Below are 11,486 nucleotides of genomic sequence, written 5' to 3' on the forward strand. Positions count from 1 at the left end.
CATGCGTAAGTTAATGATCCCAACGCTTATCGTTGTTATCGCTATTTTCTTAATGTCACTGTTTGTGATCCCAGAAGGCGAGCGCGGTATTGTTACTCGATTTGGTCGTTTAATTAAAGACAATAACGAAATTACACGTATTTATGAACCTGGCTTGCACTTTAAAATGCCAATGTTCGATCGTGTTAATACGTTAGATGCTCGTATTCAAACTATGGATGATCAATCAGACCGTTTTGTAACATCAGAGAAAAAAGACGTTATCATCGATTCATACGTTAAATGGAAGATCAAAGACTTTGGTCAATTCTACTTAGCGACTGGTGGTGGTAATATCTTAACGGCAGAGTCTTTATTACAACGTCGTGTATCTGATGGTTTACGAGCTGAGATTGGTAGTAAAACGGTGAAAGAGATCGTTTCTGAGAAGCGTGAACAAGTCATGGCAACTGTACTTCTTGATTCTCAAGAAGGTACGGGTGATTTAGGTATTGAAGTAATTGATTTACGAATCAAGAAAATCAACCTACCAGAAGAGATTTCTGAATCGATTTACCGTCGTATGCGTGCAGAGCGTGAAGCAGTTGCTCGTAAACTACGTTCTCAAGGTCGTGAAAAAGCAGAAGTTATTCGTGCTCAATCAGAACTTGAAGTAGCAACAATCATTGCAGAAGCAGATAAAACAGCACAGATTACTCGTGGTGATGCGGATGCAAAAGTAGCAAAACTGTATGCTGATACGTTTAATAAAGAACCTGAGTTCTTTGGGTTTATTCGTTCTTTACGTGCATATGAAAAATCATTTAATAGTAAGAATGACATCTTAGTACTTGATCCTAAGACTGACTTCTTTAAATACATGAATGATCCAATGGGTGGGAAGTAAGTCTAGTTTTAGACTTTAGTTCACTCTAATTTAAACAAGGTCCTTCGGGGCCTTGTTTTGTTTCTGCTAGATAACTATTAAAAGGGTAAGTGATGAGTAATGCAGTATGGTTAGCTATTGGTGGTGTACTTATCGTTGAAGGTCTAGGCCCTTTAATTGCTCCAAATGGCTGGCGTAACATGGTCGCTCAATTGAGTGAACAACCGGATAATACCTTGCGTCGTATTGGTGGATGCTTGGTTGTTGCCGGTGTCGTTATTTGTAGTGTGATGCTTTGAATTTTGAGCCAAATGGATAATGGTAAACTTGCTTTTTATCTAATTAGAAAAAGAAATAGTAAGTTACGATATATTGATAGTGCTTTGATAGTGAAAATGAGATTTCGATTAAAAATACCTGAAAGATTTTTCTATCAGTGCTAGAATCCATTTTTAACTAACAAGCAGACTTGGAAAGATGGGAAATAACGTTGTCGTTCTGGGCACCCAATGGGGTGACGAAGGTAAAGGTAAAATCGTAGATCTTTTAACTGAAGATGCAAAGTATGTAGTTCGCTATCAAGGCGGTCACAATGCAGGCCACACTCTAGTTATCGACGGTCAAAAAACCGTTCTACACTTAATTCCATCAGGTATTTTACGTGATAATGTTGAATGCATTATCGGTAATGGCGTAGTGCTTTCACCTGATGCTTTACTAAAAGAAATGGCGCCACTTGAAGCGCGTGGTATTCCAGTTCGTGAACGCCTATTCATTTCTGAAGCTTGTCCTCTAATTCTTCCTTATCACGTAGCGCTAGACCAAGCGCGTGAAATCGCACGTGGTAATAAAGCAATTGGTACAACTGGTCGTGGTATCGGTCCTGCGTACGAAGATAAAGTATCTCGTCGTGGCCTACGTGTTGGCGATCTGTTTGATAAAGTTGCTTTTGCTGAGAAACTAAAAGAAGTAATGGAATACCATAACTTTGCATTAGTTAACTACTACAAAGTAGACGCTGTAAGCTATGAAGAAGTACTTGAGCAAGCAATGAGCTATGCTGACCTACTTACTTCAATGGTTATTGACGTTACTGATACTCTTGATGCTGCACGTAAGCGCGGTGACAAGATCATGTTTGAAGGTGCTCAAGGTACGCTTCTAGACATTGACCACGGTACTTACCCTTATGTAACGTCTTCTAACACTACTGCTGGTGGTGTTGCTGCTGGTTCTGGTTTTGGTCCACGTCACTTAGGTTACATTCTAGGTATTACCAAAGCATACTGTACTCGTGTTGGTTCAGGTCCATTCCCTACAGAGCTATATGACGGTCTAGAAAAACAAGACCCAGTTGGTAAGCACTTAGGCGATGTTGGTCATGAATTTGGCGCAACAACAGGCCGTTTACGCCGTACTGGTTGGTTCGATGCCGTTGCTATGCGCCGTGCAATTCAAATCAACTCACTATCTGGTATCTGTCTAACTAAATTAGACGTATTAGATGGCCTAAAAGAACTAAAAATCTGTACTGGTTACAAGATGAATAACGGTTCTGTACTAGAAGTTTCTCCAATGGCTGCTGAGGCATTTGAAGAAGCAACGCCAGTATACGAAACTATGCCTGGTTGGTCTGAAAATACATTTGGTGCGAAAACAATTGAAGAGCTTCCACAAGCAGCTCTAGATTACGTTAAGCGTATCGAAGAATTAACAGGCGTGCCTATTGATATTATCTCTACTGGTCCTGACCGTAACGAGACAATCATCAAAGTACACCCATTCCAAGCTTAATCGCTTAGAGAATGAAGAAAAACCAGCTCATGTAGCTGGTTTTTTTGTACCTAAATTTTGAGGCTTTGAGCTTCCAATTCATATTTCCATCAATTATTTGATCAACGATTAATCAATGGCTTATAAAGTATGGGCAAAAAATTGCCACTTAGGGCAAATTTTGTCTAAAGATATTGCCGCTTACGTCGATATAATGATTACAGTTATAAAGAGTTGATGAATTATGAAACTACGAAATCTCGTAGCGGCTTGCATGGTAGCATTAGTGCCTATGCATGCCTCTAGTGAAGAGATCGGGGAGCCGATCCCTATTTATACCGAAAACCAACTATTTCGGCTGTTTGAGACTAATTCACACTTAACTCGTGTGAAGAAAGTGGATAATTGTCAGTTAGTTGAAGATATTGTTGCCCGTGCAACCAAGATTGATTCACCTGCGTATGAATTTCTTTATGGAGATATGTTAGCGTGGGGGGTGTGTGTTGATCGTGATGTAGATCTTGGTTTGTATTATATGGAAAATGCCGCGAGGCAAGGCTTACCTGCCGCATTAGAGCAAATTGGTCGATATTATGCCAAGGGTACATTAGTGCAGCAAGATAGAGAGCGAGCGATCCCATACTTGCGTGAAGCCGCCGCGATGGGGAACGTAAACGCTCGGATCCATTTAGCTGAACTGCTCTTAAGTGATTACGGTAGCCCGTTAGACTATGAAGATGCCTATCGATGGCTATATAACACAGTTACAGCAGATGGACGAAAACATAAACGTATTGCTAATCTTCGGAATGGATTAGAAATGCGTATGCCTGGCAATGTGATTGCGAGAGCAAAAAGAAGAGATACCTTCTGGTAAAACCTAAGTTTTAGTATTTAACTATTTTTTGTTAGATATGTAATTTCATCAGCTCTAAAAAACGGCCAGTGATAAATTATCACTGGCCGTTTTTGCATTTTAGTTTATATAAATCTATAGAACTTTATGAGGGCCAAAACACTCATAATGAATACGATCCTCAGTGACACCCAGTTCAATCAATTGTTTCGCGACATGTTGCATGAAGCCAACAGGACCACAGAAGTAGTAGTGGCCATTATCAGAGACGATCTCTTCTTTAACCTCAGTTAAATTAATTAAACCGTTAAACTGGAAGTCTTGATTTAGCGTATCTGTTTCCTGTGCTTGGTTATACCAAGTATAGGCAGAGATATGCTCATGCTTCTCAGCTAAAGCAGAAATGTGTTGTTTAAATGCATGTTGAGAGCCATTTTCCGTTGCGTGTAACCACGTTACTTTTTCTTCATGTTGGGTAAGTGTTTCTAGCATAGAAAGAGTCGGAGTTAAGCCAACACCAGCAGAAATAAGCGTAACAGGTGTTGATGTTTCAACTTCTAAGAAGAAATCTCCAGCAGGTGCTGTTAGGTTTACCTTATCGCCAATACTGAGTGAGGCGTGTAGATAATTTGATGCTTTACCGCCTTCTTCTCGTTTTACTGAAATGCGATATGTTTTTTCTTGAGGCGCAGAAGATAAACTGTATTGGCGAACTTCTTGGTTTTCAAACTCTTCAGGATTTAAGTAAATACCAATGTACTGGCCTGGTTTAAAATGTGAAACAGATTGATCATCTGTCGGCATAAAAGTGAAACTAGTGATGTGTTCACTCTCTTTTTCTTTTGCGATTAATTCGAATTCGCGTAATCCACGCCAGCCACCATTTAATTGGTCATTTTCTTGGTAGATTTGCTCTTCACGCTGAATAAATACGTTAGCAAGAATGCCGTAAGCTTCAGCCCATGCATCTAATACTTCTTGGCCTGGAGAAAACATCTCATCAAGCGTTGCAATTAGGTGACCGCCAACAATATTGTATTGCTCAGCTGTGATCATAAAGCTGGTGTGTTTATGTGCTATTTTTTCAACTGCAGGCAGTAAAACTGCTAGGTTTTCAATATTACCCGCATAAGCACAGATCGCATTAAATAACGCTTCACGTTGATCGCCGTTACGTTGGTTGCTCATATTGAAAATATCTTTTAACTCAGGATTGTGAGTAAACATACGATCATAAAAATGAGCGGTTAATGCAGGACCAGTTTCAGCCAGTAATGGAATGGTTGATTTGATGATATCGATAGTGTTTTTGTTGAGCATAGTAGTTACCTTTAAAGGTGTATTTATTATATATGTTATAAGTTGTATCTAAAATATATCTTTTAGTCAAGAGAAGAATTACAATGAAAAAGAGACTAAGGAGAGGATATGCAGCTTACAAACTTTACTGACTTTGGCTTGAGAGCCTTGATATACCTAGCTTCATTGCCTAAGGATGAATTAACAAGTATTACTATTGTGACCGAAACATTTGATGTTTCGCGCAATCACATGGTGAAAATAATAAATAAATTGGGGCAAGAAGGATACGTAAAAACCGTTCGAGGAAAGAATGGGGGAATTTGCTTAGGTAGGCCTGCTCAGCAGATTATTATCGGTGATGTCATTCGTTCTATTGAGCCATTACAAGTGGTTAATTGCGCACCTGATTTCTGTCATATAACATCCGCGTGTCGATTGAAGAGTGCACTGGCGAAAGCCAAGCAAGCATTTTTGGATGAGTTAGATAATTATACAATTCAGGATATGCTTACAGATAACAGCGAATTACTGATTTTGTTAAAGCGAGTTTAAGCTTGTAATTCCAGATCCTTTCCTATCTGTTGTTTCTATACTCAGGTACAATTACCTTATTATCTCCTCCGACTAAGCAGGTCAGCCTATGTCTAAGATTATTCAAAACGATCCTTTCAAAGATCGAGAAGCAGAAAAATACGAGAATCCAATTCCAAGCCGTGAGTTCATTCTTGAATTTTTCCAAAAAGCAGAAGCGCCTTTAAATCGTAATGACTTATTCGAAGCCCTAGGTTTATCTGGTGAAGATAACTATGAAGGCTTACGTCGTCGTTTAAGAGCGATGGAGCGTGACGGACAATTAGTCTTTACACGTCGCCAGTGTTACGCATTACCAGAGCGAATTGAAGTATTAAAAGGTGTTGTACTTGGACACCGTGATGGATTCGGTTGGATCCGTCCTGAAGGTAGCGTTGGTAAAGACAACGATGTGCTTTTACCTTTCCACCAAATGAAGAAGCTCATTCATGGTGATGTGATACTCGCTCAGCCAACGGGTACAGATAAACGAGGCCGTAAAGAGGGTCGTGTAGTACGTGTATTAGAACCTCACAATGACGGAATTGTTGGCCGATTCTTTATTGAAGATGGTCAAGGTTTTGTTGTACCTGATGATTCACGTATTAACCAAGATATCTTTATTCCTAATGAGCACAAAATGGGTGCTCGTATGGGTAATGTCGTTGTGATTAATATTACTGATCGTGGTGGCCGTGCTCGTGGTATGTCTGGTCAGGTTATTGAAGTTCTTGGTGAGAATATGGCGCCAGGAATGGAGATCGATATTGCACTGCGTACTCACAATATTCCTCATGTATGGCCTACAGCGGTTGAAAAACAAGTTGAAGGCTTAGCAGAAGAAGTACCAGAAGAAGCAAAAGAAGGCCGTGTTGATCTTCGTGAATTACCACTAGTCACTATTGACGGTGAAGATGCACGAGATTTCGATGATGCGGTATTCTGCCAAGCGAAAGCTTCTGGTGGCTGGCGTCTATGGGTAGCGATTGCCGATGTAAGTTATTACGTTCGCCCAGATAACGCATTAGATAAAGAAGCGATTCAACGTGGTAACTCGGTTTACTTTCCTGCGCAAGTCGTTCCAATGTTGCCAGAAGTATTATCGAATGGTTTGTGCTCATTGAACCCACAAGTCGATCGTTTATGTATGGTGTGTGAGATGACTATCTCTGCGTCAGGTAAACTGTCAGGCTTTAAACATTATGAAGCGGTGATGAACTCACACGCACGACTTACGTACAATAAAGTAAGTGATATTCTTGATGGAAATGAAGAGCTAACTCAACGTTATGAGCCATTAGTTCCGCATCTTAAAGAATTACACAACATGTATCAGGTGCTGAAAACAGCGCGTGAAGCACGTGGTGCGATTGAATTTGAAACCATAGAAACCAAGTTTATTTTTAATGCTGATCGTAAGATTGATCGTATTGAACCTGTTATTCGTAATGACGCACATAAAATCATCGAAGAGTGTATGATTCTGGCGAACATCGCTTCTGCTTCTTTTGTAGAAAAAGCCAAAGAGCCTGCGCTGTACCGTGTGCATGAGTCTCCAGGTGAAGAACGTCTGCAAGGTTTCCGTGATTTCTTAGGTGAGCTTGGTTTAAGCTTATCTGGTGGATTAACACCATCACCAACAGATTATGGTCAATTGGTGCATTTGATTGCCGATCGCCCTGACAAAGAATTAATTCAAACTATGCTGCTGCGTTCAATGAAGCAAGCAGTATACAACGCAGATAATCAAGGCCACTTTGGTCTAGCATTGAAGCGTTATGCGCACTTTACGTCGCCAATTCGTCGTTACCCAGATCTACTGTTACACCGTGCAATTAAATATTTAATTGCCAAAGAGAAAGGCCAAAACAACGACCGTTGGACCCCAACAGGTGGTTACCATTATTCATTCGATGATATGGATGTATTTGGTGAGCAATGTTCAATGACAGAGCGTAGAGCGGATGATGCGACACGTGATGTTGCTGATTGGTTGAAGTGTGAATACATGCAAGATCATATCGGTGAAGAACTAGAAGGTGTGATTGCGAATGTCACCGGCTTCGGTTTCTTTGTTCGATTAAATGATTTGCATATTGATGGTTTAGTTCATATTTCATCGTTAGCAAATGATTACTATCAGTTTGATGCTGCAGGTCAACGCTTAACGGGTGAAAGCTCGGGTCAAATCTTCCGTTTGGGTGATCAAGTTACAGTTAAAGTTCTTGCCGTTAATTTAGATGATCGAAACATTGACTTTGAATGCACGACCTCAATGCGTAAAGCGCGTGGTCAAGGTAAAACTGCCAAAGACAATGCGAAGAAAGCGTGATGATAAAAAAGCGCCTCGTCGTGACCCAAATTTTAAACCAAAGGCAAAAGGTGATAAATCTGAGCCAAAAGGTCGTGGTCAATTAGGTGATCGTAAGTCCAAAGGTAAGGGCAAAGTGAAATCAAAAGCTCAAGCCATGGTTGAACCTACGAAACGCCCAGATGGTTCTGCTGAAGAGGTTAAGGCAAAAAGAAAGCCAAAACCAAAGCACAAGAAAAAAGTGCGCGCACGAAAGCCTAAACCAAAAGCAGAATAAGCAATCCTTCGATAATGAGGTAAACTTGCCTCATTAGAACCACTAATTTGTAATAGAAAGAAGCGATAACATGAGTAATGAATTTCTTTTTGGTATCCACGCAACCAAAGCAGTACTAGAGCGTGACCCTGCCCGTTTTATTGAAATATTTGTACTAAAAGGCCGTGAAGACGATCGTTTATTACCTATTATCAAAGAGTTGACTGATCTTGGATTTAAAATCCAAGAGTTACCACGTAAAACGTTGGATGACAAAGCAAATGGTGCTAATCACCAAGGTATTATTGCTCGTGTTACTCCTGCTAAGCAGTTAAATGAACATGATTTAGATGACATCATTAACAAGACTGAGAACCCATTGTTCTTAGTGCTTGATGGTGTTACTGATCCTCATAATCTTGGTGCTTGTCTGCGTAATGCTGATGGTGCTGGTGTCGCGGCGGTTATCGTACCTAAAGATAAATCGGCATCAATGACGGCGACAGTAAGCAAAGTGGCTTGCGGTGCAGCTGAAGTTGTTCCTTTGGTTCGTGTAACTAACTTAGCTCGTACTATGCGCGCATTACAAGAGAAAGGTGTATGGTTCGTTGGTACTGCTGGTGAAGCGACGCATGATGTTTATCAAGCTAAATTAACAGGCCCGTTAGCGATTGTTATGGGTGCGGAAGGTGACGGTATGCGTCGCTTAACTCGCGAGACTTGTGATGACTTGATTAAAATCCCTATGGCAGGTTCTGTAAGCAGCTTAAATGTTTCTGTAGCCTCAGGTGTCTGTTTATTTGAAGCGGTACGTCAACGTTCGTTATAAAGCTTAAATAGTCTATAAAACAAGTGGCTAAGAGTGAAGGTAGTGAGTATTTCATTGCCTTCTTTTTTTTTACTGAATCAAAGAAAATATTTTTGTGATTTAGGTATCTTTTTCTTGCCAATAACGCTGTTTTTCTATACTATCCGCCGTTCTTAATTCTCAGTCTTATTTTTAGTTCCTTGCTTCCCTTGGATGACTGAGCCAATCGTGGAAGCTGAATAATCCGTAAGGAGCAACCAATGCGTCATTATGAAATCGTATTCATGGTGCATCCTGATCAAAGCGAGCAAGTTGCTGGCATGATCGAGCGTTACACTGGTTCAATCACAGAAGCTGGTGGTACTATCCACCGTCTAGAAGATTGGGGTCGTCGTCAAATGGCTTACCCAATCAACAAACTGCATAAAGCACACTACGTTCTTATGAACGTTGAGTCTGAGCAGTCTGTAATTGATGAACTAGAAACTGCATTCCGTTACAACGATGCTGTTCTACGTAACATGATCATGCGTACTAAAGCTGCGATCACTGAGCCATCAGTAATGATGAAAGCTAAAGAAGAGCGTTCTGCTAAGCGTGAAGACGCTGCACCACGCGCTGAAGAAGCTGCTGCTGAGTAATTGATTTGATGACCAATCGATTGGAGTTGAGCGGTATTATCGCTAAGGCTCCGGTTCGAAGTCTAAGTCCTGCGGGCATACCTCATTGTCATTTTGTCATTGAGCATCGTTCGATTAAACAGGAAGCTGGCTTATCACGTGAAGTCTATTGCAGAATGAACGTGGTAGTTAGTGGACAAGGGTCTCAAGCTTTAACTGCAAACTTGGCTCAAAGCAGTAACGTTACGGTAGGTGGTTTTATCACTTATCAGACAGGCCGAAATGGCGTGGCGAGAGTAGTGTTACATGCTGAGCATATTAAATTAATTTAGATCTGGAGATAGCCCATGGCTCGTTTCTTCCGTCGTCGTAAATTCTGCCGTTTTACAGCAGAAGGCGTACAAGAGATTGACTACAAAGACGTAGCAACTCTAAAAAACTACATCACTGAAGCTGGTAAAATCGTACCTAGCCGTATCACTGGTACTCGTGCTAAATACCAACGTCAGCTAGCTCGCGCTATCAAGCGTTCTCGTTACCTTGCACTTCTACCGTACACAGATAAGCATCTGTAAGTCGATAGCGGTTTAATAAGTTTATAGAGGACTAAGATAATGCAAGTTATTCTACTTGATAAAATCGGTAACCTAGGTAGCCTTGGCGACCAAGTTAACGTTAAAGCTGGTTACGCACGTAACTTCCTTATCCCACAAGGTAAGGTTGTTATGGCAACTAAAGCTAACGTAGAGATGTTTGAAACTCGTCGTGCTGAACTAGAAGCTAACGTTGCTAAGCAACTAGCTGCTGCAGAAGCTCGCGCTGAGTCTGTTAACGCTCTAGAAGTTACTATCGCATCAAAATCTGGTGACGAAGGTAAACTATTCGGTTCAATCGGTAATCGTGACATCGCTGACGCTGCTACAGCTGCTGGCGTTGCAATCGCGAAAAGCGAAGTTCGTCTTCCTGAAGGCGCTCTACGTACTACTGGTTCTTTCGAAGTTAGCATCCAACTTCACTCTGAAGTATTTGCTACATTGAAATTAGAAGTTGTTGCTGCTGAGTAATCAATAGCCAACTAATAATTTAAACGTCAGCCTAGTGCTGGCGTTTTTTTTATCTATCAATTATCTTGCTTAACTCCCTTCTTTTTCATATTCTTTATTTCATCTTGAAAATAACTCAATAGCTACTTGAGAAAAATTCATAATCAGCCTCTTGACTTTGAACTCCATAACATACATTCTGTAGACATATAGACGTCTAAATGATGTCGCCACGGATGATATATTTTGTAATGCCACATTTTTGCATTACAACAGGGAGAGCAAGACATGGCCTATTCACACGCAAGCCACTTAGAGTCACTAAATCAAAATATTGCTGAACTAGATGGCAGTATTAATGTTTCTTTTGAATTTTTTCCACCAAGTTCAGAAAAAATGGAAGAAACACTGTGGAACTCTATTCACCGCTTAAAAACACTGAAACCAAAATTTGTATCGGTAACTTACGGTGCTAACTCTGGCGAGCGTGACCGCACTCACTCAATCATTAAAGAAATTAAAGAACAAACAGGTCTGGTTGCAGCCCCGCATTTAACCTGTATTGATGCAAGCCGCTCAGAGCTTGTAGATATTGCTAATGATTATTGGGCAAATGGTATTAAAGATATCGTGGCTTTACGTGGTGATATTCCAGCAGGAGGTGGTGTACCTGAAATGTATGCATCAGATTTGGTTGAATTGTTGAAATCTCAACATGACTTTGATATTTCAGTAGCGGCATTTCCTGAAGTTCACCCTGAAGCAAAAAGTGCACAAGCTGATTTGTTAAACCTAAAACGTAAAGTGGATGCGGGTGCGAATCGTGCTATTACTCAATTCTTCTTTGATGTAGAAAGTTACCTTCGTTTTCGTGACCGCTGTGTCTCTGCTGGTATTGATGTTGAGATCATTCCAGGTATTTTACCCGTTTCAAACTTCAAACAAGCTTCTCGCTTTGCCAAAATGAACAATGTGAAGATCCCAGGTTGGATGGCACAGCAGTTTGAAGGCTTGGATGATGATCCAGTGACTCGTCAAATGGTAGGTGCGAGCCATGCGATTGATATGACGCGTATCTTAAG

Annotated in this window: 12 protein-coding genes and 1 pseudogene; 12 read left to right on the forward strand and 1 reads right to left on the reverse strand. The window is 40.7% G+C overall.

What is annotated here, in order from left to right; translation table 11 throughout:
* Position 1: 1 nt before the first annotated feature.
* From hflC to motX, 4 genes are all read left to right on the forward strand, one after another.
* Positions 2-886 (forward strand): protease modulator HflC, encoded by an 885-nt coding sequence (hflC, locus tag ACU5DF_RS22675; RefSeq protein ID WP_446714306.1) that lies wholly within the window; start codon positions 2-4, stop codon positions 884-886.
* A 92-nt stretch (positions 887-978) separates the two neighbouring features.
* A complete protein-coding gene (locus ACU5DF_RS22680; RefSeq protein WP_045101084.1) occupies positions 979-1,164 on the forward strand; it encodes a DUF2065 domain-containing protein in 186 nt (61 codons plus the stop codon).
* A 178-nt stretch (positions 1,165-1,342) separates the two neighbouring features.
* Positions 1,343-2,659, forward strand: coding sequence for an adenylosuccinate synthase (locus tag ACU5DF_RS22685; protein ID WP_446713660.1), 1,317 nt, complete (start codon positions 1,343-1,345; stop codon positions 2,657-2,659).
* A 223-nt stretch (positions 2,660-2,882) separates the two neighbouring features.
* A complete protein-coding gene (motX, locus tag ACU5DF_RS22690; protein ID WP_045101086.1) occupies positions 2,883-3,515 on the forward strand; it encodes a flagellar protein MotX in 633 nt (210 codons plus the stop codon).
* 114 nt (positions 3,516-3,629) lie between these two features.
* Here motX and hmpA read toward each other — a convergent pair whose 3' ends face one another.
* Entirely contained in the window at positions 3,630-4,814 is a 1,185-nt protein-coding gene (gene hmpA / locus ACU5DF_RS22695) for an NO-inducible flavohemoprotein (RefSeq protein WP_446713659.1), read from the reverse strand.
* 108 nt (positions 4,815-4,922) lie between these two features.
* Between hmpA and nsrR the strand changes: the two genes are divergently transcribed.
* The 8 genes and pseudogenes from nsrR to metF all read left to right on the forward strand — a co-directional run.
* Complete coding sequence (gene nsrR, locus ACU5DF_RS22700; RefSeq protein WP_045101088.1) at positions 4,923-5,348, forward strand: nitric oxide-sensing transcriptional repressor NsrR; 426 nt, start codon at positions 4,923-4,925, stop codon at positions 5,346-5,348.
* An 88-nt stretch (positions 5,349-5,436) separates the two neighbouring features.
* Positions 5,437-7,954 (forward strand): annotated as a pseudogene (gene rnr, locus ACU5DF_RS22705) (ribonuclease R).
* A 70-nt stretch (positions 7,955-8,024) separates the two neighbouring features.
* A complete protein-coding gene (gene rlmB, locus ACU5DF_RS22710) occupies positions 8,025-8,762 on the forward strand; it encodes a 23S rRNA (guanosine(2251)-2'-O)-methyltransferase RlmB (RefSeq protein WP_045101090.1) in 738 nt (245 codons plus the stop codon).
* A gap of 239 nt (positions 8,763-9,001) precedes the next feature.
* Positions 9,002-9,382, forward strand: coding sequence for a 30S ribosomal protein S6 (gene rpsF / locus ACU5DF_RS22715; RefSeq protein WP_045101091.1), 381 nt, complete (start codon positions 9,002-9,004; stop codon positions 9,380-9,382).
* An 8-nt stretch (positions 9,383-9,390) separates the two neighbouring features.
* A complete protein-coding gene (gene priB, locus ACU5DF_RS22720; RefSeq protein ID WP_045101092.1) occupies positions 9,391-9,693 on the forward strand; it encodes a primosomal replication protein N in 303 nt (100 codons plus the stop codon).
* 15 nt (positions 9,694-9,708) lie between these two features.
* On the forward strand, positions 9,709-9,936 hold the full coding sequence (gene rpsR, locus ACU5DF_RS22725; RefSeq protein ID WP_005421136.1) for a 30S ribosomal protein S18: 228 nt from the start codon (positions 9,709-9,711) through the stop codon (positions 9,934-9,936).
* A 39-nt stretch (positions 9,937-9,975) separates the two neighbouring features.
* A complete protein-coding gene (rplI, locus tag ACU5DF_RS22730; RefSeq protein WP_045101093.1) occupies positions 9,976-10,425 on the forward strand; it encodes a 50S ribosomal protein L9 in 450 nt (149 codons plus the stop codon).
* A gap of 267 nt (positions 10,426-10,692) precedes the next feature.
* Positions 10,693-11,486 (forward strand): methylenetetrahydrofolate reductase (gene metF / locus ACU5DF_RS22735; protein ID WP_446714307.1); only part of this gene is annotated, 794 nt, incomplete at its 3' end.

The organism is Aliivibrio wodanis, assembly GCF_052920805.1.

Excerpts from the sequence above, each read along its gene's own strand:
- hflC (WP_446714306.1), top strand. The coding sequence starts at position 2 with ATGCGTAAGTTAATGATCCCAACGCTTATCGTTGTTATCGCTATTTTC.
- ACU5DF_RS22680 (WP_045101084.1), top strand. The coding sequence starts at position 979 with ATGAGTAATGCAGTATGGTTAGCTATTGGTGGTGTACTTATCGTTGAA.
- ACU5DF_RS22685 (WP_446713660.1), top strand. The coding sequence starts at position 1,343 with ATGGGAAATAACGTTGTCGTTCTGGGCACCCAATGGGGTGACGAAGGT.
- motX (WP_045101086.1), top strand. The coding sequence starts at position 2,883 with ATGAAACTACGAAATCTCGTAGCGGCTTGCATGGTAGCATTAGTGCCT.
- hmpA (WP_446713659.1), bottom strand. The coding sequence starts at position 4,814 with ATGCTCAACAAAAACACTATCGATATCATCAAATCAACCATTCCATTA.
- nsrR (WP_045101088.1), top strand. The coding sequence starts at position 4,923 with ATGCAGCTTACAAACTTTACTGACTTTGGCTTGAGAGCCTTGATATAC.
- rlmB (WP_045101090.1), top strand. The coding sequence starts at position 8,025 with ATGAGTAATGAATTTCTTTTTGGTATCCACGCAACCAAAGCAGTACTA.
- rpsF (WP_045101091.1), top strand. The coding sequence starts at position 9,002 with ATGCGTCATTATGAAATCGTATTCATGGTGCATCCTGATCAAAGCGAG.
- priB (WP_045101092.1), top strand. The coding sequence starts at position 9,391 with ATGACCAATCGATTGGAGTTGAGCGGTATTATCGCTAAGGCTCCGGTT.
- rpsR (WP_005421136.1), top strand. The coding sequence starts at position 9,709 with ATGGCTCGTTTCTTCCGTCGTCGTAAATTCTGCCGTTTTACAGCAGAA.
- rplI (WP_045101093.1), top strand. The coding sequence starts at position 9,976 with ATGCAAGTTATTCTACTTGATAAAATCGGTAACCTAGGTAGCCTTGGC.